This is a genomic window from Limnovirga soli (assembly GCF_013106755.1).
Classification (GTDB): Bacteria; Bacteroidota; Bacteroidia; order Chitinophagales; family Chitinophagaceae; genus Limnovirga; species Limnovirga soli.
In genome coordinates this window covers 1-23,474 of sequence record NZ_WHPF01000006.1, presented here as the reverse complement: position 1 = coordinate 23,474, position 23,474 = coordinate 1, and the positions used below count along the sequence as shown (strand labels likewise).

At 39.7% G+C, this 23,474-nt stretch carries 21 protein-coding genes; 19 read left to right on the top strand and 2 right to left on the bottom strand.

The window, feature by feature from the left end; all coding sequences use genetic code 11:
• The first annotated feature begins 9 nt into the window (after positions 1-9).
• The 11 genes from GD597_RS09105 to GD597_RS09055 all read left to right on the top strand — a co-directional run bounded on the left by GD597_RS09105 (position 10) and on the right by GD597_RS09055 (position 12,176).
• Positions 10-1,593 carry a SusD/RagB family nutrient-binding outer membrane lipoprotein gene (locus tag GD597_RS09105; protein WP_171607538.1) on the top strand — a complete coding sequence of 528 codons (1,584 nt, stop codon included), beginning with the start codon at positions 10-12 and terminating at the stop codon, positions 1,591-1,593.
• A 224-nt stretch (positions 1,594-1,817) separates the two neighbouring features.
• On the top strand, positions 1,818-2,897 hold the full coding sequence (locus GD597_RS09100; protein WP_171607537.1) for an alkaline phosphatase family protein: 1,080 nt from the start codon (positions 1,818-1,820) through the stop codon (positions 2,895-2,897).
• Between the two features lie 8 nt (positions 2,898-2,905).
• The gene (locus tag GD597_RS09095) at positions 2,906-3,484 is read left to right on the top strand and encodes an HD domain-containing protein (protein WP_171607536.1); all 579 of its coding nucleotides are present in this window, start codon (positions 2,906-2,908) and stop codon (positions 3,482-3,484) included.
• Positions 3,485-3,533: 49 nt separating this feature from the next.
• Entirely contained in the window at positions 3,534-4,772 is a 1,239-nt protein-coding gene (gene phnA, locus GD597_RS09090) for a phosphonoacetate hydrolase (RefSeq protein ID WP_171607535.1), read from the top strand.
• 11 nt (positions 4,773-4,783) lie between these two features.
• Complete coding sequence (phnY, locus tag GD597_RS09085; protein ID WP_171607534.1) at positions 4,784-6,253, top strand: phosphonoacetaldehyde dehydrogenase; 1,470 nt, start codon at positions 4,784-4,786, stop codon at positions 6,251-6,253.
• Between the two features lie 213 nt (positions 6,254-6,466).
• Positions 6,467-7,555 (top strand): 2-aminoethylphosphonate--pyruvate transaminase, encoded by a 1,089-nt coding sequence (locus GD597_RS09080; protein ID WP_171607533.1) that lies wholly within the window; start codon positions 6,467-6,469, stop codon positions 7,553-7,555.
• An 8-nt stretch (positions 7,556-7,563) separates the two neighbouring features.
• Positions 7,564-8,793 carry an NAD(P)/FAD-dependent oxidoreductase gene (locus GD597_RS09075; protein WP_171607532.1) on the top strand — a complete coding sequence of 410 codons (1,230 nt, stop codon included), beginning with the start codon at positions 7,564-7,566 and terminating at the stop codon, positions 8,791-8,793.
• A gap of 186 nt (positions 8,794-8,979) precedes the next feature.
• A complete protein-coding gene (locus tag GD597_RS09070; RefSeq protein WP_171607531.1) occupies positions 8,980-10,266 on the top strand; it encodes a DUF5690 family protein in 1,287 nt (428 codons plus the stop codon).
• A gap of 99 nt (positions 10,267-10,365) precedes the next feature.
• A complete protein-coding gene (locus GD597_RS21965; protein WP_235954246.1) occupies positions 10,366-10,791 on the top strand; it encodes a YqaE/Pmp3 family membrane protein in 426 nt (141 codons plus the stop codon).
• A 243-nt stretch (positions 10,792-11,034) separates the two neighbouring features.
• Positions 11,035-11,529 (top strand): RNA polymerase sigma factor, encoded by a 495-nt coding sequence (locus GD597_RS09060; RefSeq protein WP_171607530.1) that lies wholly within the window; start codon positions 11,035-11,037, stop codon positions 11,527-11,529.
• 11 nt (positions 11,530-11,540) lie between these two features.
• Positions 11,541-12,176 carry a hypothetical protein gene (locus tag GD597_RS09055; protein ID WP_171607529.1) on the top strand — a complete coding sequence of 212 codons (636 nt, stop codon included), beginning with the start codon at positions 11,541-11,543 and terminating at the stop codon, positions 12,174-12,176.
• Between the two features lie 2 nt (positions 12,177-12,178).
• Here GD597_RS09055 and GD597_RS09050 read toward each other — a convergent pair whose 3' ends face one another.
• Positions 12,179-12,862, bottom strand: coding sequence for an SGNH/GDSL hydrolase family protein (locus GD597_RS09050; protein ID WP_171607528.1), 684 nt, complete (start codon positions 12,860-12,862; stop codon positions 12,179-12,181).
• Positions 12,863-13,432: 570 nt separating this feature from the next.
• On the opposite strand from GD597_RS09050, the gene leuC reads away from it, so the two are divergent.
• From leuC to GD597_RS09010, 8 genes are all read left to right on the top strand, one after another.
• Entirely contained in the window at positions 13,433-14,842 is a 1,410-nt protein-coding gene (leuC, locus tag GD597_RS09045; protein WP_171607527.1) for a 3-isopropylmalate dehydratase large subunit, read from the top strand.
• 70 nt (positions 14,843-14,912) lie between these two features.
• On the top strand, positions 14,913-15,509 hold the full coding sequence (leuD, locus tag GD597_RS09040; RefSeq protein ID WP_171607526.1) for a 3-isopropylmalate dehydratase small subunit: 597 nt from the start codon (positions 14,913-14,915) through the stop codon (positions 15,507-15,509).
• A gap of 246 nt (positions 15,510-15,755) precedes the next feature.
• Positions 15,756-17,300 carry an alpha-isopropylmalate synthase regulatory domain-containing protein gene (locus tag GD597_RS09035; RefSeq protein WP_235954245.1) on the top strand — a complete coding sequence of 515 codons (1,545 nt, stop codon included), beginning with the start codon at positions 15,756-15,758 and terminating at the stop codon, positions 17,298-17,300.
• Positions 17,301-17,394: 94 nt separating this feature from the next.
• Entirely contained in the window at positions 17,395-18,468 is a 1,074-nt protein-coding gene (gene leuB / locus GD597_RS09030) for a 3-isopropylmalate dehydrogenase (protein ID WP_171607525.1), read from the top strand.
• 254 nt (positions 18,469-18,722) lie between these two features.
• A complete protein-coding gene (locus tag GD597_RS09025; protein ID WP_171607524.1) occupies positions 18,723-19,247 on the top strand; it encodes a hypothetical protein in 525 nt (174 codons plus the stop codon).
• Between the two features lie 190 nt (positions 19,248-19,437).
• Entirely contained in the window at positions 19,438-20,547 is a 1,110-nt protein-coding gene (locus tag GD597_RS09020; RefSeq protein WP_171607523.1) for a Gfo/Idh/MocA family protein, read from the top strand.
• A gap of 185 nt (positions 20,548-20,732) precedes the next feature.
• Complete coding sequence (locus GD597_RS09015) at positions 20,733-21,467, top strand: MbnP family protein (RefSeq protein ID WP_171607522.1); 735 nt, start codon at positions 20,733-20,735, stop codon at positions 21,465-21,467.
• Positions 21,464-22,543 carry a cytochrome-c peroxidase gene (locus tag GD597_RS09010; RefSeq protein WP_171607521.1) on the top strand — a complete coding sequence of 360 codons (1,080 nt, stop codon included), beginning with the start codon at positions 21,464-21,466 and terminating at the stop codon, positions 22,541-22,543. The genes GD597_RS09015 and GD597_RS09010 overlap by 4 nt, the downstream gene beginning before the upstream one ends.
• 5 nt (positions 22,544-22,548) lie before the next feature.
• Here GD597_RS09010 and GD597_RS09005 read toward each other — a convergent pair whose 3' ends face one another.
• Positions 22,549-23,307 (bottom strand): SDR family NAD(P)-dependent oxidoreductase, encoded by a 759-nt coding sequence (locus tag GD597_RS09005; protein ID WP_171607520.1) that lies wholly within the window; start codon positions 23,305-23,307, stop codon positions 22,549-22,551.
• Positions 23,308-23,474: the final 167 nt, after the last annotated feature.

The following is a 23,474-nucleotide window of genomic DNA, read 5'->3' as shown; positions in this document are numbered from 1 at the left end:
ATATTTTATATGAAATCAGTAAAATTCCAAATAATACTTGCTCTTACAGCGGTAGTGCTTGTCACCAGCTGTTCGAAAAAGTTTGAGGACTACTCAAAAAATTCAAACCTGCCACTGCAGGTTCCACCATCTTTGGTATTGCCGGTTATTTTAAATGATATGATTGTATATCCTGGTGGTGATGAAGATAAAGCCTGCCAGTTTATTGTTTCCAATTATACCTACTATGGTCAAAACCAATACTGGAGCGGTAGTGCCAATTTAAATTATGGTACTTTAAGAAATGTATTGGCAATGGAGTCTGAAGCAAGAAGACTTGCTGGTTCTGATAACAATCCTTATCATGCATTAGGCCTTTTCTTCCGTGCATATTTCTTCGTAAATATGACCGAGAAAGTGGGCGATTTACCAATGAGTGCGGCATTACAGGGCTTAGACAATCCGGCTCCCGTTTACGATTCTCAAAAAGAAATCTTCAAACAATCTTTGGCATGGTTAGATTCTGCTAATATTATGTTGAACGATTTCTTAGGCAATGGTTTTCTTGAATTCTCTGGTGATTTCTATTATAAAGAAAGAATCAATGCTCCTTTCAGTGGTTCTAATGGCCGCGACGCATTGGTAGAATGGCAAAAAGTTGTAAACAGTTACAAATTGCGTGTATTAATTGAATTAAGTAAACGTGCAGATGATGCAGATCTTAATGTTAAACAACAATTTGCTACCATTTTTAACAACCCAAGTCAATATCCAATATTTACCAGTAACGATGATAATCTGCAGTACGAGTATAATGCAACCTACAATTATTACCCGGATAATATCACTAACTATGGTAATAATGCAGGCCGTTTAAACCTTGCTGCAACGCTGTTATCTACCTTAGGTAACCTGCATGATATTCGTGCAATGGTATTGGCCGAGCCTGCCCGTGGTCTTGGCTTTAGCGATACTTCATATAGCTCATTTGTAGGTGCGAAATCAGGTGAGGATGTTAGTACATTGGCAACACAGTCTGGAGAAGGTAAATTATCATTGTATAACTACCATCACTATTATACTGGCTATGCTGCTGAGCCAACACTTATTGTAAGCTATCCAGAAGTTTGTTTCTGCATAGCAGAAGCTATCAACCGCGGATGGATTACCGGTGATGCTGAAGCATGGTATAAAAAAGGTACTACTGCAATGTTCGATTTCTATGGTATTATAGATGGTGATAATACAGTTTATTTCCAGGGTTTGGGTGGTTCAAATATTACCTACACAGTTCCATTTAGTTTCGACGGTTATTTTAACCAGTCAAGTGTAAAATATAAAGGCAATAACGCCGATGGTTTAGCCCAGATACTTACACAAAAATACCTGGCATATGCCCGCAACTCTGGCTTACAGGCATACTACCAATGGCGTAGAACTGGTATACCTTCATTTGATGCAGGTTCAGGTTCTGGTAATGGTGGTGTAATTCCTAAAAGGTATCAGTATCCATCTAACGAGTTAACTGTAAATGGTACCAATCTTGCTGCTGCTTTATCTAGTCAATATGGCGGTCAGGATGATATCAATGCAGAAATGTGGATCATCAAATAAATGTTGTTGCATAAAAAGAAGGCGAAGTTGTTTCAGCTTCGCCTCTTTTTCATGTTATACCGTTTCAATTCTTTTTTAGTCAGCTTATTAATCAATTGGCATCGTTCCTTGTGTCACTCACTTGTACTGTACCAATACTATGCAGCAAAAGCATTAGCAAAGCAGTATTAAAAGATGCCTGCGATCTTATTAACCTGTGAAAATCTCATAGCAAAACAACTGGCATGAAATATATAATTACTTCAATATTAACCTGTTTTTCTTGTTTCGTATTATTAGCACAAGACCGTAAAACAGAAAACCTGGTCATCGTTACATTAGATGGTATGCGCTGGCAGGAAGTATTTGGCGGGGTAGATCCTGCCATCATGAGCAATAAAAAATTTACGCAGGATTCTGCAGAAATGGCCACCAGTTTTTGGGCTTCCACAGCCGAAGAACGCAGACAAAAATTATTTCCCTTTTTCTGGAAAACAATTGCCAGTCATGGTCAGCTATATGGTAACAGAAATCAGGGTAGTAATGTTAATGTAGCTAACCCGTACAAGTTTTCCTATCCCGGATACAACGAAATTTTTACCGGATATCCTGATACGGCTGTTAACTCAAACGATAAAATAAAAAACAAAAACGAAAACGTTCTTGAATTCATCAATAAACAAAAAGGCTATTCAGATAAGGTAGCTGCATTTACTACCTGGGATGTATTTCCTTATATACTTAATAAATGGCGCAGTGGCATATATGTTAACGCCGATGTTGATACCATTAATTTCCCAAACAAGCAATTGCAGTTGATTAATGATATGCAGTTTCTAACCACAAGGCCCATTGGTGTTCGCCCTGATGTAATTACCTATTTCGCAGCACGTGAATATTTTAAGGCATACAAACCAAAAGTGTTGTATATCGCTTTCGATGAAACAGATGATATGGCCCATGCGGGTATTTACGATCAATACATCAAAAGTGCTCATGCTGAAGATGCCATGATAGCGGATATTTGGAATATCATACAATCTATGCCCGAATACAAGGATAAAACCACTTTACTCATCACTTGCGATCATGGTCGTGGAGATAAGATAAAAGCACAATGGACTTCCCATGGTGAAGAAATTCCTGATGCTGATCAAATATGGATTGCAGCTATTGGGCCAGATACCAAGGCAGCCGGAGAAGCAAAAAACAGTACGCCTTTGCAACAAAGGCAGTTGGCTGCAACATTTGCTGCTTTATTAGGTTTTAATTTTACTCCTGCCCATCCTGTTGCTGCCCCCATTTTTTCAATTTTCAAACAGTAAGGGCACTCATGAATAAATCGCAAATTAATAACAGTATCATTGCCGCTGAAATAATGCAGTTGTTTGGGCAATATGGCAGCGAAGATTATGATGGTGAGCCCGTTTCACAAACCTCGCATATGGTACAATGTGCCATGCAGGCTATGAGTGAAGGCGCAGATATGGAACTTATACTTGGCGCCTTTCTGCATGATATTGGCCATCTCCTAAAACACATACAGCAAACCGAAGCTATGGGAACTTTTGGAGTGTTAAATCATGAAGCGATAGGGGCAGAGTATTTAAAGCAAAACGGATTTTCAGAACGCATCTGCACTATGGTAAGCAAACATGTAGATGCCAAAAGATACCTTGTTGCAACAGATAATGAGTATGCAGCAAGACTTTCGCCGGCCAGTAAGCAAACACTAATTTTTCAGGGTGGCCCCATGTCCGAAGAAGAAATATTCATTTTTAAACAACATCCTTTTTTTGATGATATTATTCGGGTAAGACTATGGGATGAAATGGCCAAAGATGCCAATGCTGAAATTTTACCCTTGCAACATTTTAATAAACTAATAAATTCCTATTTGAATGACCAGTAATTATTCAAATGATTAAAATTAAAACAGTTCTAATAATAAATATATACACATGACTATTTCAACGAATGCTTTTTCGGTAAATGGAAAAACCTATCAGCCCGCAGCTAAACCAATTGTGGTTATTTGTATTGATGGTTCTGCAGATGAATACCTGGATATTACCTCGGCCCATAACCGGATGCCAAATCTAAAAGCAATGACAGTGAATGGGTATCGCGGCATGGTACGCGGTGCATTACCTTCTTTTACCAATGTTAATAATTCTTCTATCGTAACGGGCGTTTCACCAGCCGTTCATGGTATTAGCGGCAACTTTTTTTATAATGCCGCCATCGATCAGGAAGTAATGATGAACTCATCAGAATATTTACGTGCCGAAACTTTATTAGCTGCTGCTGCCAATGCAGGTCGTAAGGTTGGGGTGGTTACAGCTAAGGAAAAACTAAGAGATATTTTATCGTTCAAATTAAACGGAATTGCTTTTTCTGCAGAAAAGGCCAACCTGGCAAAAATAGAAACCCATGGTATCGAAAATGCCGAAGAAGTGATTGGGTTTCCCACACCTGCCATTTATAGTGCGGATGCCAGCCTTTTTGTACTGCGTGCCGGTGTTGCCCTAATTGAACAAGGAATGGCCGATTTTCTATACCTGTCGCTTACAGATTATATGCAGCATACCTATGCACCTGAAGCCGAAGAATCATTGGCTTTTTACGAAGCAATGGATGCAGAAATTGGTAAAATGATTGCTTTGGGTGCTGTTGTAGGTGCCACTGCCGATCATGGTATGAACGCCAAAGTAAAACAGGATGGTACACCCAATGTGCTTTTTGTAGAAGATATGCTGGAAGCACAATTTGGAGAAGGCTTCAGGGTAATATGTCCTATTACAGATCCTTATGTAAAACACCATGGTGCTTTGGGTTCTTATGTAGTTGTGCATGTGCCAGACACCTCTAAAATAAATGAAATCAAAAACTGGTTAACCATTCAACCGGGTATAACAGAAGTTTACGACAGGGCTACTGCGGTTCGTGTACTGGAACAGCCGGAAGATCGAATTGGGGATTTAGTGGTTTTATCAGGCAGAGATGTAGTAGTAGGTAGAAAACCTCAATACCATGATCTATCTGCACTGGATGGTACTTTGCGATCTCATGGCGGCAGGTATGAAGAAATGGTTCCAATGATTATTTCTCATCCCTTAAATGCAGCCTATAGAATGAAGGCGGCTGGCGATCCACGTAATTTCGACATTTTTGATTTTACTGTTAATGGAACCAATTAAAATCTAATGCTATGAGTGAAACAACAATAACAACACAATTCCCTTCCTTGGGAAATGGTTTGCCGGTATTAGAAACCAATTGTTATGTGGCAGGGGTAAAAGTGGTTTCAGAGAAAATACTGGAAGTAAAAAGCCCTTATGATAACCGTGTGGTAGGAACTGTAGTTTTGGCCAATGCTGCACATGCACAACAGGCAATTGAAGCAGCATTACAAGGTGGTAAAAAACTAAGCAGGTACGATAGATTTAGTATTCTGGATAAGGCAAGACAGCTGCTTGTGGAGCGTAAAGATGAGTTTGCAAAAATTATAAGTGCCGAATCTGGTTTAGCAATAAGAGAAGCCATTTATGAAACAGGCAGGGCACATGATGTGCTGATGTTTGCAGCAATGGAGAGCTTAAAAGATGATGGAGATATTTATTCCTGCGATATTTCTCCACAAGGTAAAGCCCGCAAAATATTTACTATGCGGGAACCATTATCGCTTGCCTTATGCATCACACCATTTAACCATCCGTTAAATCAGGTGGCACATAAAATTGCTCCGGCAATTGCAGTTGGTACACCGGTAATTTTAAAACCATCCGAGAAAACGCCCCTTACAGCGATTAAGTTTACAGAATTATTATATGAAGCTGGGTTGCCACCTTACATGCTAAGTACTTTACTGGGCCCAACCAGTGAAATTGCAGAGCCGTTGGTGAAAGACCCAAGGGTAGAAATTGTTTCTTTTACCGGTAGTGTACCAGTTGGTAAAAGAATTGCAACAACCGCGGGTTATAAAAAAGTGATTCTGGAATTAGGAGGTAACGATCCGGTTATTATTCTGGAGGATGCTGATCTGGATACTGCCGTTCACCTCGCAGCTGAAGGCGCTTACCGTAATAGTGGTCAGCGTTGTACTGCCGTTAAGCGCATATTGGTACACGAAAAAATAAAAGACGCTTTTATTGAAAAATTTGTAGAAAAATCAAAGAGTTATCTCTGTGGTGATCCCGCTGATCCGGCAACAGTTGTAGGTACTGTAATTGATGAGGCATCGGCAATTTATTTGGAGACTGTAGTAAACAAAGCTGTTGAACAGGGTGCCAAAGTTGTACTGGGTGGAAAACGTATAGGGGCACTAATGCAACCAACTGTAATTACTGATGTGCCTCGCCATGCAGACATGGTGATGCAGGAATCATTTGGTCCATTAGCACCCATACTTAGCTTTACTGATATTGATGATGCCATTGCTTTAAGTAATTCTACCGCATATGGCTTATCAAGCGGTATTATTACCAACAATATGCAAAACGCCATTCGCTTTATAAAAGAGCTTAAAGTGGGTACGGTAAATATTAATGAAGTACCGGGTTATCGTATTGAAAGCTCTCCATTTGGTGGCATAAAGGATTCAGGGCTTGGAGTGAAGGAAGGCGTAATTGAAGCCATGAAATGTTTCACTTTTGTAAAAACATTTTCTATGCCCTGGTAATGAGAATTAGCTTTTTATATAAGCTGAATCTATACTTGTTTTACTAAGTTTTCTTTTTGTTATTCATGCAAATTGGCAGAATAAATTTAAGTGTTATGGCTGTTTACAGCTGAATAGCATTACTACAGTACAAGTGTGCGACGCAAGTAATGACTGGCTTTGGGCACTAGTTTGGCTACAAAAATTTAATTAATTATTAGAATACCTTGACATATGAGAAAATTATTGTTTACCCCTGGTCCGCTTACCACTTCTGATACTGTTAAGCAGGCTATGCTGGAAGATGTAGGATCTAGAGACCACGTTTTTGTACAGGCGGTGAAAGATATTCGCAATGGTTTACTTGCCCTGGCGCATGTGAGTAAAGAGGATGGCTACGAGTGTGTAATTGTACAGGGTTCTGGCACATTTGGCGTAGAAAGCGTAATTAGCAGTGCCGTTGGTAAAAATGATGTATTGCTTATATTAGTGAATGGAGCATACGGAGAACGTATTGTGAAAATGGCCAATATTCATGGAATTATACACCATGTTTTACGTTTTGATGAGGATGAAATAGTTACAGCTGCAGCCACAGATGCCTTTTTGCAGGAACATAAAGAGATTACACATGTTGCCTGTATACATAGCGAAACAACAACTGGATTATTTAACCCGATAACAGCCATAGGCCATGTGTGTAAAACGCTTAACAAAGTATTTATTGTGGATGCTATGAGTAGTTTTGGCGGTGTGGAAATGGATATGAAAGCCATGCAGATTGATTATCTTGTTTCATCATCAAATAAGTGTATTGAAGGGGTACCCGGTTTTTCTTTTGCTTTATGTAAAAGCGCAGAACTGAACAAATGCAAGGGGCAGGCCAGAAGCTTAAGTCTTGACCTTTATGACCAATGGTATGGATTGGAAACCAATGGACAGTTTAGGTTTACGCCGCCCACTTTAAGCATACTTGCTTTCAGGCAAGCCATGAGGGAATTGGAAGAGGAGGGAGGCATTGCTGCAAGGGAAGCCAGGTATAAAACCAATAAAAAAGTGCTGGATGAAGGGATGGCCGCTTTAGGATATATTCAATACCTGCAACCGGAAATTCAAGGGCATATTATTACATCATTTTTATATCCTGCAGACCCTTCTTTTAATTTTGCAGATTTTTACAATCAGTTAAATGACAGGGGATTTGTGATTTACCCCGGTAAGCTGAGTAAGACAGATGCATTCAGGATTGGCAATATTGGCCAGATTTATCCTGATGATGTTAAGGCATTACTGGAAGCCATAAAAGAATTGTCGGCAAAATAATAAGCGGTATGACAACAGCTCAACAGGCAGATGTAATTATTGTTGGCGGTGGTATATTTGGTTGCGCTATTGCCTATTATTATACCCGGAATAATCCCGGCCGTAAAGTGTTAGTGTTAGAGCGCAATGAAATTTGCAATGCTGCTACCAGCAGGGCTGCGGCCTTACTTACCCGTATACGCAGCAAACAGCATTTTATACCACTTTCATTAGAAACCTACGCAGCAATTGCTGCTATGGAAAAACAATTACAGGAAAGCCTGGATATAAAACAAACAGGCGTATTACATATTGCTGCCTCCGAAAACTCGGTAAACGATTTGAAGCAGTTGATGCAAATTGCTGCAGAATTTGGTGATACAGCTGAATACATTGATAACAATACTGCCAAACAAAAACTTCCCTGGCTGCAAACTGATGAAGTACTGGCTACGGGTTTTATGCCTACAGAAAGTTATTGCGACCCCTACCTGCTGGGTACATTCTTTGCGCGTTGTGCTAAAATGCAAGGCGCCAATATTCGGCAAGGGGTGGCGGTTACCGGTTTAATTCAACAACAAAATATTGTTACAGGTGTAAGCACAAGTGCCGGTAATTTTTATGCCGATGCTGTGGTTATTGCTACGGGTACCTGGTCGCCGCTATTGGGCAAGCAGGTGGGGGTAGGTTTGCCGTTGGCACCCGTACGTAGCCAATATTGGATTACCGAAAGGCATAACTTGTTTCCGGTAACCCAACCCATTGCGCTGTTACCCGATGCGCAGGCATATGCCCGGCCCGAAGGAGGCAGTTTGTTATTTGGTATTAGGGAGCCACAATCGCTGGTAGTTTCCCCTGATAAAATTCCAGATGATATTAGCAATTATTCTTTTAGTGCCGATGGTGGGATGGCAGATCTTGCAGCAGTAATGCACCAGCTGGCCAAATTTTTTCCCGGCATTTACGATATTGGTTTAAAGCATTATATCGCAGGCTTTTCGGGCTATACACCCGATAATAATTTAAGCATAGGTAAAGTACCCGGTGTTGAACAACTGTTTGCGGCGGCAGGCTGCGTAGGCGCAGGTATTTCAACCGCCGGCGGTGTGGGATTGGCGCTGGCTGAGCTGGTTGCCGGCAAACAAAGTCCTTTTGATATAAGTGCATTTAATTTGGAAAGATTTGGTGTTATTGATCCCTTTAGTGATGAATGGTTGCAGCAATGTGCGCTGGCACGTTCCCAAAAGCGAAGTGGTTAGTATTACCTAAAAGGCGATTTTGTACCAGGCTGTTGATTAAGAATTGGGCTTTACTTGCGTCGCACACTGCAGGGTTCTGGTCAATGTCCAGCAAAAGGGTTTTAAACAATTCAAAAGACATCTTTATTATACTGTCCATATAAAATTTAGCTACATTCACGCTACTAACATTACTACTATACTTTTATGTATACCTCAGCCGTATTACAACGTAAGTTGCAGCAATTCCCGCCATGGGCTTTATCCTTGTTTGCCGCAGTTACTTCATTTGGTGTGTATTTTTCCATGTATGCTTTTCGTAAACCCTTTACGGTTGGTACTTTCGATGGTATTCAATTTCTGGGGTTCGACTATAAAATATGGCTGGTTTCAGCACAGTTAATAGGCTATATGCTAAGTAAGTTTTATGGTATCCGTTTTATCAGCGGCATGCAACCCGAAAAAAGAGCCAATACCATTGTAAAACTGATTTTGTTGGCCTGGTTATCCTTGCTGTTATTTGCTATAACACCGGCGCCATATAGTATTGTGTTTTTATTATTAAATGGGTTTCCATTAGGCATGGTTTGGGGTTTGGTATTTGGGTTTTTAGAAGGGCGCAAAGCCACCGAATTTATGGGAGCAGTGCTTTCAATCAGTTTTATATTCTCCTCAGGAGTTGTAAAAACGGTGGGTAAAAGCATTTTGCTAAACTGGCATGTTAGCGAATTCTGGATGCCTTTTTTGGCTGGCGGTTTTTTTGTATTACCAATGTTTTTATTTACCTGGTTACTAAACCATATACCACCGCCAGATGAAAAAGATATTGCCCTGCGCAGTGTACGTAAACCCATGACCAAAGAAGAACGACGATCTTTTATCAGTACTTTTTTGCCGGGTATTGTTATCATTGTTATTACTTATGTTTTGCTTACCATTTTGCGGGATTTCAGGGATAATTTTGCCAATGAATTATGGACAGAACTTGGCTATGGCAACAATGCTGCTATTTTTACCGTATCAGAAACCTATGTATCGTTAATCGTGCTGGCAATTATGAGCTGCCTGGTCCTGGTAAAAAATAATATCAGGGCTTTTATGATTAACCATGTGATTATAATTGCAGGTTATGCCCTGGCCTTAATTGTAACTGTTTTATTTATGTATCAGCTCGTAAATCCTGTTATATGGATTACCAGTATTGGCACCGGATTATACCTGGCTTATGTACCCTTTAATGCTTTGTATTTTGAGCGTATGATTGCCACCTATCGTATAAAAAGTAATGTGGGTTTTATTATGTATATAGCTGATGCTTTTGGTTATTTGGGTAGTGCATTTGTTTTGTTTTTAAAAGAGTTTATTGGCGTTACATTATCGTGGACAGCATTTTTTACTGATGCCGTAATGATAATAACTGTAATAGGAATAATTGGTACTGTCATTGGCGCCATTTATTTTAAAAGAAAGTACAATCATTTACAGGCTGGTTAAACATTAAAGTATTTTATTTACATAATTTACTGATAAGAAATGTACTTGTTAATATTTGTTTACTTTGCTTTCTATTCACCACAATTTTAAATTTTATCTATGAAAAGAAATCAACTTAAATCGATTGTATTGGGTTTAATGGCCATCTTGCTTTTTGTGCCAGCTACGTTTGCAATAACGCTGGATAATGTTGTACCTGATGAACAACCTGCTACCACCGTTACAACCGACCAGGCTGCTGCTGACAATGCCCTGAGTGAGTTTAAGTCTTTATCTAAACAAGATAAAAAGGAAAGACTTGCCGATGCAAAAAAGCAAATGAAGCAGTATAAAAAAGATAAGAAAGCCGGGAATGCTGATACAAGTGAGAATACCCTTTTACTGGTAATTTTAGCCATTCTATTGCCACCATTGGCAGTGTATTTACACGAAAATGCCATAAATGGCAAGTTTTGGTTGGATTTATTACTTACATTATTCTTTTTCTTACCAGGCATTATTTATGCGTTGATTGTTATACTATAAATATTTATTACCCCAAAACAGCATCTTATAGGTGCTGTTTTTTTATGCCCAATACCCTATGCTTTTTTTGATGCCATGAAAACAGAACCCCGAACCGAGCGTGGCAAGTAAAGCCACCTGCATATTCAAATGCCGCCTACATAAAAAATAAATTGTTTTGTAATATTTATTGTTTTTACGCTACTGATAAACAGAATTTTTTAATAAAGTAGATTTCTACTATCTTTTGTTTAAAAGCTTTTAATGCCTGAGGCCAGTACTTTTATCAACCTTTTAAATACGCATCAGAACATTATTCATAAGGTTTGTAACCTGTATATGAACGATGTGGCTGAAAGGGAAGACCTTTTTCAGGAGGTGACCCTGCAGGCATGGCATGCATTTGATAGTTTTAGGGGGGAGGCAAAGTTTTCTACATGGCTGTACCGTGTGGCTTTGAATACTGCAATTTCATTTTACCGCAAGGAAAAACGTCAGCCACAGGTTTTTAGCACCGAAATACTGCCAGATTTTGTAGAGGAGAAAAGTGATATAGAGGAACAAATGCAGGCCATGTACAAAGCCATTGCAACACTTTCTAAAATAGATAAGGCCCTGGTGATGCTATATCTGGAAGATTACAGCTATGATGAAATTGGACAAATGCTGGGAATAAGCGCTAATAATGTAGCCGTTAAAATGAACCGGTTAAAAGTAAAATTGAAAGAAGAAAGTAAAAAACATTACCAGTTTACATAAATATTGTTCTAATGGAATTGGATGAACTAAAAATATTATGGAAGGATAAACAGCCCCTGATGCAGGTGGTAAAATCTGAACTGGATTTTAGCCAAATGCTGGGTAAAAAAACAAAATCCATAACCGGTAAACTTAAAAGAAGTTTATGGATAGAAATTGGTTTTTGCATTACTTTTTTAGTCGCTTTTGCTATTATAAGTATACAAACCAAATACCCTTCCATTCGTATGTACTTTGGTATTTTTGCCTTTGTTTTTGTACTGTTTATAGTAGTACTCTTTGCGCTGCTTAAAAAAATAAATAAGCTTACTGGCAGTATTTTGCCTGTTAAGGTAAACCTGCAGCAAATGGCTGGTATTTTAAAAGAATTTGTAAAAAGGTATTTTCAACTTACCATGGCCTTAATACCTATAAGCCTGGGCGTATCCTTCCTGTTGGGCTATAACGATGCTACATTATATAACCCATCAGCCAATGAACCGTTGGTGATTACTATGAGTAAACTGCCATGGGTTATTGCCTTTTTACTGGTATATATCATTGGCCTTTGTATAGGTATGTACTATTTTACCCGCTGGTACCTTAAAAAGCTGTATGGCAACCATATACAACAGCTGGATGTATTGATTAAAGAACTGGATGATTAATTTTATTGAACGGTTTTGATGGTTTCCCACATTAATTTGGCTACCATTTCGTTGCCTTTATCGTTCAGGTGTACACCATCGCTGGTAAGTATTCCCTTATCTGTATTTGCGCTGTTATTAGCTACTTCATAATCTGAAAACGCTTTCCGCAGGTCAACAAGCGGAATATGCAAATCAGCCGCCATGCTGCGAATGATATTGCTGTATTTATTTAAATCGCCGTCAAGTTCATTACTGTTGTCGTTTTTTTCACCAATAGTGGCGGGTGTACAAACAATTACTTTTGCGCCGGCAGCCTGTAATTTCGCAATTAAAGCGCGGTAAAATTTTTCAAATTTGTCTGCGTCGGTTCCGGTACCAGAGGTTTTCTTATGCCATACATCGTTTACGCCAACATATACCACCACAATATCAGGCGATTTACTAATAACATCATCTTCCATTCTTAAGTACAAATCATATATTTTATTACCACCAATACCAGCACCCACCAAATCATAATTGGTAATATGATCATTGCTAAGCATATTCGCCAAAACAGTTATATAACCTTTGGGCTGTACGCCGGCCTGAGTAATTGAATCGCCAAAAAAAACTACTTTCTTCTTGCCACCGGTATCAGCTTTAAATGCCATTATTACAATCCCTCCTAAGAATAAAAGAACCAAAATTAGTTTACTGTTCATATGCTTTTTTTCAGAGGCGGAAGTTATGTTTAAAATCCGGCTTATTTTAAAAAATGGTAGTAGATTTTTAAGGTCAATTGTTGTGTCAGCAACTGATTAAATAGGAGGCTTTACTTGCGTCGCACTCTTGTGCGGCAACAATGCTATGCTGCTTTTTTATTACTATAAATTCAATCCAAGCAACACACTTTTATGTGTCTTGTAAATGACTGCAATTTTACATAAAGCGCTAACTATCAATTGTAAGTATGAAATTTTGTGGTAAAATTATTGATTGCTGCCAGTTGTTTTGTTAATAAACATTGCCATAAAACCTTAAAAACAATAAACGCTTATCAATATTTTTTCTGATATACGTATTATATGTATATGAATATCAGTCTATTATAAATTCAAAATTTCGCAAAACAGCTAATTAGCCGTCACATCCCTCGCTTCAAAAAACAAGCATTTTCATTTGGGAAATTATTTTAAATAATTATTAAGTGAAGCTTATTATTAGTGAATTTTTTAGGAAATTTGCAATCGCCTTTTAGAATTCTGTTAAATAATATTTTAAACAATTGAAGAATGAGTAATGCTGTAAGTACATTGTTTGATAAAGTGTGGGATGCACACGTGGTACGCAAAATTGAAGATGGTCCGGATGTGTTTTTTATCGACCGTCATTTTATTCATGAAGTAACAAGTCCGGTGGCTTTTTTGGGTTTGGAAAGCCGTAATCTTTCTGTGCTTTTTCCGGAACATACTTTTGCCACTGCCGACCATAACACACCTACCATTAATCAGCATCTTCCGGTTGAAGATCCGTTATCTTCAAAACAATTAAAAGCCTTAGAAAGTAATTCTGCCAAATATGGTATTTCACACTGGGGTTTAGGTAATCCTAAAAATGGTATTGTTCACGTAGTAGGCCCCGAAAATGGTATCACGCTACCAGGCATGACCATTGTGTGCGGCGATTCACACACTTCTACCCATGGTGCTTTTGGTGCTATCGCCTTTGGTATTGGTACTTCAGAAGTTGAAATGGTACTTTCTTCACAATGTATTATGCAGCCCAAAGCCAAAAAAATGCGCATCAATGTAAATGGCCAGCTAAGTAAAGCCGTTACACCTAAAGATGTTATTCTATATATTATTGCTCAAATCTCTGCAAGTGGTGCAACCGGTTATTTTGTAGAATATGCCGGCGATGTATTTGAAAACATGAGCATGGAAGGCCGTATGACAGTGTGTAATATGAGTATAGAAATGGGTGCCCGTGGTGGTATGATTGCCCCAGACGACACTACTTTCAATTATATTAAAGGCCGTGAAAAAGCACCAAAAGGCGAAGCTTGGGATAAAGCACTTGCGTACTGGAAAACATTGAAAACAGATGAAGGTGCTACTTTCGATCTGGAATATCATTTTAATGCAGCCGATATTGAACCCATGATTACTTATGGTACCAACCCCGGTATGGGCATCGGTATATCTAAAAGCATTCCCAAAGCAGCCGATGTGGAAGGTGGTGCATCTACTTATGCCAAATCATTATCCTATATGGGTTTTGGCGAAGATGAACCTATGATAGGCAAAAAGGTTGATTATGTATTTATTGGTAGTTGTACCAATGGACGTATTGAAGACTTCAGGGCATTTGCGTCTATTATAAAAGGACGTAAAAAAGCTGATCATATTACGGCATGGATTGTTCCCGGTTCACATATTGTTGAAGCTCAAATTAAAGAAGAAGGTATTCTGGATATTCTTACAGAAGCTGGATTCTTGTTACGTCAGCCAGGTTGTTCTGCCTGTTTAGCGATGAACGATGATAAAATTCCCGCAGGTAAATATGCAGTTAGTACCAGTAACAGAAACTTTGAAGGTCGCCAGGGCCCGGGTAGCCGCACTTTACTGGCAAGCCCATTAGTGGCAGCCGCAGCAGCAGTTACAGGTTATGTAACCGACCCAAGAGAATTACTGGAAGCATAAACGCATTTTATTCACTATTTCAATTTAATAAAAGCTGCAGGCGCAGGCTTACAGCATAAAGTTTCATCATATGGCTTACGATAAATTTACCGTATTACAAAGTACAGCAGTACCATTACCAATAGAGAATGTAGATACCGATCAAATTATTCCCGCTCGTTTTTTAAAAGCAACCGAGCGTAAAGGTTTTGGCGACAATCTTTTCAGAGACTGGCGGTATAATAACGATGATAGTCCCAAACAGGATTTTGTATTAAACAATTCAATTTATACTGGTAAAATTTTAGTGGCTGGTAAAAACTTTGGCAGTGGCAGCAGCCGCGAACATGCGGCATGGGCTATTTACGATTATGGTTTCCGTTGCGTGGTTTCCAGTTTTTTTGCTGATATATTTAAAGGCAATGCATTAAATATTGGCATACTACCAGTAACCGTTTCACCAGCTTTTCTTGATAAAATTTTTACTGCTATAGAAGCAAATTCAAATGCATCATTAACAGTTGATCTTCCAGCCCAAACCATTACCATTGATGCCAGCGGCGAACAGGAATCTTTTGATATAAACGGATACAAAAAACACAACATGTTAAATGGTTTTGATGATATAGATTATCTGCAGGCCATGAGAGAAGAAATTAGAAATTTTTCAGGAGCAAGACTTATTTAAAGGCACATTTATACAAAGGCCGGTTTTTTACCCGGCTTTTGTACTGTTCTACTCTTTACTTGCGTCGCACTCTTGTACTGCAGTAGGTATAGCAGCAATACAAAAAAAATGAATGCTGCCATAAATGAGAAAGTACAAGTGAGTGACACAACAAAGACCAGTAATACAACAACAGCTAAGTACAACAATAGCTATATTATTTTTCAATAAGGAAATTAACCGGTAACCATCCAATAACAGTAAATAATGGTTACACAACTAACGATGGCAACTTCTTCAAGGCATTTAGAAATAATGGATACCACTTTAAGGGATGGTGAACAAACCAGTGGTGTATCCTTCTCCGCATCAGAAAAATTAACGATTGCGCAATTATTACTTACCGAAGTACAGGTAGACAGAATTGAAATTGCCTCAGCCCGTGTTTCGGAAGGCGAATTTGAAGCCGTTAAAAAAATTACTGAATGGGCCAATAATAACGGTTTTATTGGCAGGGTAGAAGTGCTCACTTTTGTGGATGGCGAAACCTCAGTTAACTGGATGCTGGAAGCAGGTGCCAAAGTAATGAACCTGTTAACCAAGGGTTCTTTAAACCATTTAACCCATCAGTTAAAGAAAACCCCGGAACAGCATTTTGAAGAAGTAGGTGCCGTAATTGCTTTGGCCCTAAAAAATGGAATAGATACCAATGTGTATCTGGAAGACTGGAGCAATGGTATGCGCAACTCAAAAGAGTATGTATTGCAATACCTGGATTTTTTGGTAACACAACCCGTTAAAAGAATTTTATTACCCGATACATTGGGCGTACTAATACCCGAAGAAGCATTTAATTATGTAAAGGAACTGGTAGACCGCTACCCCGGTATTCATTTTGATTTTCATGCCCATAACGATTATGATTTGGGTACCGCAAATGTGCTGGAAGCGGTAAAAGCAGGTGCCCACGGTTTGCACCTAACGGTAAACGGCATGGGTGAAAGAGCCGGAAATGCACCACTTGCCAGCGCCATTGCCGTGTTGAATGATTATGTAAAAAATGTAACCACTTCAGTAAAAGAGCAATCGTTGTATAAGGTAAGCAAGCTGGTTGAAAACTTTTCAGGCTTTATGATACCTGCCAACAAACCCGTGGTTGGCGAAAATGTATTTACCCAAACCGCCGGCATACATGCCGATGGAGATAAGAAAAACAACCTGTATTATAACGATTTAATGCCCGAACGTTTTGGCCGCCAGCGTAAATATGCACTGGGTAAAACCAGCGGCAAAGCCAATATAGAAAATAACCTGAACGAACTGGGTATTCAATTATCTGATGCAGATCTTAAAAAAGTTACCCAGCGTATTATTGAACTGGGCGATAGAAAAGAAGTGGTTACGCAGGCTGACTTACCTTATATCATTTCTGATGTATTGGATAGCTATAGTGCAGTTGAGGAGAATGTAACCGTAGAAAATTATGTACTAACGCATTCTAAAGATTTAAGGCCTTCGGTAACCCTGCGTATTAAAATTGATGGCGAAGTATTTGAAGAACATGCACAGGGCGATGGACAATACGATGCATTTATGAATGCCCTGAAAAAAGTTTATGCCGATAAAAAAATATGCCTGCCACAACTAACTGATTATGCAGTGCGTATTCCGCCGGGTGGTAAATCTGACGCTTTATGCGAAACCATTATAACCTGGAGTAAGGAAGGGAAAGAGTTTAAAACAAGAGGTCTTGATAGTGACCAAACTGTTTCAGCAATTATAGCCACCCAAAAAATGCTGAATATAATTTAGCCAGTGGCCGATATTTTTAAGTAAGTATTTTCAATTATAGTTTATAAGACCACTTGCTTTTTGCTAATGGGTCTTGCTTCAACAAACAACATATATGGCAAACAAAAAAATTCTTATTGTTCCCGGCGATGGTATTGGCCAGGAAGTTACAGCAGTAGGTAAAAAAGTGTTAGATAAAGTGGCTGCAAAATTTGGTCACGAGTTTACGTACGATGAAGCTTTAATTGGTCATGTGGCCATAGAAGCTACCGGTAATCCATTGCCTGAAGAGTCTTTGGCAAAAATGAAAGCCTCTGATGCTGTTTTGTTTGGTGCAGTAGGTCATCCTAAATACGATAACGATCCCTCTGCCAAAGTGCGTCCAGAGCAAGGTTTATTAAAAATGCGTAAGGAGTTGGGCCTGTATGCCAACCTGCGCCCCATAAAATTATTTGATGAATTATTGGCGGCATCCAGCATTAAGCCAGAAATTCTTAGAGGTGCAGATATTCTGTTCTTCCGCGAATTAACCGGTGATATTTATTTTGGCGATAAAGGCCGTAAAAACAATGGCGACACTGCTTACGATGTGGCAGAATACAGCCGTTTTGAAGTAGAGCGCATTGGCCGAAAAGCCTTTGATGCTGCCCGTACAAGACGTAAAAAATTATGTTCAGTAGATAAGGCCAATGTTTTAGAAACCAGTCGTTTATGGAGAGAAGAAATTCAAAAGCTGGCCTTGGAATATCCTGATGTGGAAGTTGAATACCAGTTTGTGGATGCTACCGCCATGCTGTTAATTAAAGACCCTTGTCGCTTTGATGTGGTAGTTACTGCCAACTTGTTTGGCGATATTCTTACCGATGAAGCTTCGCAAATTGCCGGTTCAATGGGTATGCTTGCTTCTGCTTCCATTGGCGATGGTACCGGTGTGTACGAGCCTATTCATGGTTCTGCGCATGATATTACCGGTAAGGGCGTAGCCAATCCGCTGGCTTCTATTTTATCAGCCGCATTATTGCTCGATATTTCCTTTGGTATGAAGGCAGAATCAGAACTGGTTATTCATGCAGTAGACCAGGTATTAAAAGCTGGTTATCGCACCCGTGATATAGCCGATGCCACCACTGCCCCCGAAATGATATTGGGCACCGATGCCATGGGCGAGCAGGTATTAAGCCATTTGTAATTAAATTCATAATGCAAAAATCCCCGTTGCCATAATGGTAGCGGGGATTTTTATTGTTAGTCGGCTCTTTCTCTAGTGTCATCTGCTGTTGTGTCACTCACTTGTACGTTCCGTGCTATGGGCAGCAACTTTATCAGCAACCAATTACTTTTAAACCAAGGCAAAAAATTTAAATACAAAAGAGTAATTTGATAAGCGCTAAACCAGTCCTTAAACGTATTGTCGCTTCATAGTTTAGATTTATTTTGTACATTATGAAAATATTCATTTTTATCTTTTTATTATGTTGTAGTAATGCTAATGGTCAGGCACTTGTTAACATACAATTATATTTGGATAATCAACAAGTATCAACTGCGGCAAAAGATTTTTATAATAAGAAGTTTAAAGCAAAGGACGACGAAAAAACATTGTCAATTATTGATAGCCTTTTTACAAAGAACAATAGCACAAGGCCATTTTATATTTATTTGGTTTCAAAAATGGCTTTCAGTTCAGATGGCGCATTATCAGAAGCGATAGGTTATTCCGGCAATGAATTTTTTCAAAAAAAACCTAATGATTTAATTGCGTTTTTATATTCAGGCAACCCAATAATTGATAAATCTTTTTTAACCAATTGGGCTAAAATAATTGCAGGTGAAATAGCTATTAATTGTGAAGGCAAGGAAAAAAACTGCCTCAATACAATGAAACAATCCATACAGCCGCTAATTAAAGAAACGAACAAACAACATTTTTTGGCTTTCTATAGATTATTGGAAAATAGTTTTCACTAAGATTTGCCAGATGAAGCTTTGTTCCCAACCCTTTCTTCATCTTCTTTGCCTTTAAAAGCTCCATCCAATGCTACGGTACAAGTGTGCGACGCAAGTAAAGCTGCTGCTTATTTTATTGCCGGGCCAATAAAGATGTATCTTTAAAAACAGATAGTCACCATTTTTATTTCGATTGCTAAAACATGCTTTAATGAAAAAATATCTTTACTGTCTGCTGCTAACTATTTTGTGTAATGCGGCACTATTTATGGCAAACGCACAATCAACTGCGCCGGTACGTTTAGCCATTGCCGGACTTACCCATGGCCATGCCGTATGGATTTTTGAGCGCAAGGATAAAACCGATATTTCTCTGGTAGGCATTTACGAACCCAACACAGCATTGGCACAAAGTTATGCTACCAAATACCACTTGCCGGCCTCACTATTTTTTACCGATTTAGCCACCATGCTGGAGGCAGTTAAACCAGAGGCCGTAGCTGCATTTGGCTCTATTTATCAGCATACCGCAGTAGTAGAAGCCTGTGCGCCGCGTGGTATACATGTAATGGTAGAAAAACCATTGTCTACCAATTACGCCGATGCCTTGAGGATGCAGCAACTGGCACAGCAAAACCATATATTCCTGCTCACCAATTTCGAAACTTCCTGGTATCCCTCCACGGTAAAAACCTATCAGCTGGTTAACGACAGCAATTATATGGGCAATATTACCAAAGTGATTATTCATGATGGTCACCAGGGCCCCAAAGAAATTGGGGTATCCAACGAGTTTTTTAACTGGTTAACAGATCCTGTGCAAAATGGCGGGGGAGCATTGGTAGATTTTGGTTGCTATGGCGCCAATTTAATTACCTATTTAATGAAGGGCGAAGCGCCCATTTCTGTAACGGCTATCACCCAACAGTATAAGCCGCTTATTTATCCCAAAGTAGACGATGAAGCCACCATTGTTCTTACCTATCCGGCGGCACAATGCATTATTCAGGCTTCGTGGAACTGGCCCTTTGGACGGAAAGATATGGAAGTGTACGGTCAAAAAGGCTATGCCATAACCGTAAACAATAATACCATGCGCATTAGGAATAAAGAATCTGTACCCGAACAAACCATACAGGTGAGTGCTGCGGATGTGCCCGTTTATACCGATCCTTTTGCATACCTGGCAGATGTGATAAGAAAGAAAATTGAAGTGCCCGAAAATGGTGTGTATGCTTTAAAAACCAATATGATGGTAGTAAAAATTTTAGATGCCGCAAGGGAATCGGCCAAAACAGGTAAAACGGTGATGTTTAAATAATGGATGGGCCGGGCAGGAGAGCCAGATGTAGCTTTGCTTGCGTCGCACACTTGTACTGTAGTAATGCTATTCGTCATAGGGCTTTTAGCTGTTAGCCCTTAGCTTTTAGTTAACAGCCAATTAGCAAATGCCTAAATAAACAGTCCTATAATATCAGCCTACAATCAAATATATTTGTACCCATCATGAGGTATTGTTTCAAATATGTTGGCTGTTTGGTTGTACTGCTAATTTTGCAGATAACAATTGTGCATGCACAGCAGCCTTCAGGGCATTCCTGCACCATACAATGGGTACATACAGTTGGAAATACACCATTACAACCAGATAGCTTTTACACCAATGCGGCCGGCGAATCATTTACTATCAGCGGGTTTAAATATTATATCTCCAATTTGGTATTAAAAGGCGATGGTGAACAGCAATACGCCAATGATTACTTCCTAATCAACGAAGCCGATAGTAATTCCAAACAATTGCAGTTACCTACCACACTCAACACGATCCAGTCCATACAATTTATGGTGGGGGTGGATAGTGTAAAGAATGTAAGTGGTGTACAAACAGGTGCACTGGACCCGGCAAAAGGCATGTTCTGGACATGGAACTCCGGCTATATCATGGCCAAACTGGAAGGCAATGCCCCTGTAGCCAAAACGCCCCAACATGCATTTAGTTATCATGTTGGTGGCTATAAACCACAGCAGCAAACGGTAAGAACGGTTGTATTAAACTTGCCCCAGCCAATGGTTATAAAAAACAATGGTACCATTACAATTCAGGTAAACATACTGCAATGGTTTATTGCCCTGCAGCCTTTGCAAATTGCACAACATCCCATTTGTCATGAACCTGGCCCACTGGCTGTTCAAATGGCGGATAATTACCAGCACATGTTTAGCATTATACCCAACCCTTGAAATTAGCCTATACCATATTATTTATTTTACTGGCCGGTTTATGCAGTGTAAGCTGGGTAAAATTTACAGCGGTACCACAAACTCATCCGCTGGCATTTGTAGTGCCAAAAGGCTGGCCCAAACCGGTATATAATTTTAAACAAAACCCTTTAACCCAGGAAGGGTTTCAACTTGGGCGAAAACTGTTTTACGATGGCCGCTTAAGCAAGGATGGTAATTTTTCCTGCGCAGCCTGCCACCAGCAATTTGCCGCATTTACCACCTACGATCATAACCTAAGCCATGGCTATAATTATACTTTTACCAAACGCAATGCCCCTACATTGGTAAATATGGCCTGGCAAAAAGAGTTTATGTGGGATGGTGGCATCAATCATTTAGACCTGCAACCACTGGCACCCATTACCGCCCCCAACGAAATGGCCGAAACCCTTGACAATGTGCTGGCCAAATTAAAAGCCGATACCGCCTACCGCCGCATGTTTAAAGCCGCTTTTGGCGATGAAATCATCAATACCCAACGACTAACCAAAGCATTAAGCCAGTTTGTAGTAATGATGGTAAGTGCCAATAGTAAATATGATAGGGTAATGCGTGGGGAAGACAGTTTTAACCTGCCACAGCGGCTGGGGTATAATATGTTTCAGCAAAAATGTATCAGCTGCCATACACCGCCCTTATTTACCGATCTAAGCTATCGTAATGCCGGGCTGCCAATGGATGATTATTTACAGGATATTGGCCGTATGAAGATTACCGGCAATGCAAAAGATTCTTTATTGTTTAAAGTACCCACATTACGCAATGTGCAGCTAAGTTTTCCCTATGGCCACGATGGCCGTTTTGTTTCTTTGTTAAGTGTGCTTAATTTTTATCGCACGGCAGTAGTAAAGGGCCCCACTACCGATTCTTTGCTGTTACATGGCATACCATTGTCCAATTTTGAAATTGGACAGCTAAGCGCTTTTATGTACACCCTAACCGATTCTGTTTTAATACAAGATCCCCGTTTTGCACCACCCGGTTACGAGAACCGTATGGCCACCCCGCCAACACAGCACCTGCATGCTAATTAGTGGTTTTATCCTTTAAAAGTAGTAAGCGAATTAGCCTGCGCTGTACAGGTAATTACCAGGTCGTTAATACATACATGTTCGGGTAAATTGGCGCAATAAAAAACAGTAGCAGCAATATCCTCCGCTACCAAGGGCTGGTAACCATCATACACTGCTTTTGCTTTGGCAGCATCGCCTTTAAACCTCACCAGCGAAAATTCGGTATCCACTGCGCCGGGGTGTATGGCAGTTACTTTTATACGATGTGGCAACAGGTCAATACGTTGTGCTTTGCTAATGGCTTCCACGGCCGATTTGGTGGCGCAGTATACATTGCCATTGGCATAAACCTCTTTGGCAGCCGTAGAACCAATATTAATAATATGCCCCTTATTGTGTGCGGTAAAATAGGGCAGTACAGCTTTCGATACATATAGCAAGCCCTTCACATTGGTATCAATCATGGTATCCCAATCGTCAATGGATGCGGTTTCAAAATTATCGCGGCCCAATGCAAGTCCGGCATTATTCACCAATACATCTATCTGCTTCCATTCGGTGGGAAGGCTAGTTAACGCGGCAAAAACTGCATGTCTGTCCTGCACATCAAACACCAGTGGCAATACTTTAACACCATAATTAAGCACCAGTTGTTCGCTAAGGGCCGTTAATTTCTCTGCCCTGCGGCCGGTAATAATACAATCCCAGCCATTGGCGGCAAATTGCTCAGCAATGGCTTTCCCAAAACCCGAAGTAGCACCTGTAACCAATATAATTTTGTTCATGCTGTAAAGATAATAAGCGCTGCGCTTAAAAGCCTTATTGGCCGGGCAGTAGTTTATACCGCAGCTTTACTTGCGTCGCACTCTTGTACGGTTGGATACATTATTGGGCTTTATCGGTGAGTGATTGAACGTAGTACTTACACACTTATTTGCATAGTACCTGGCGG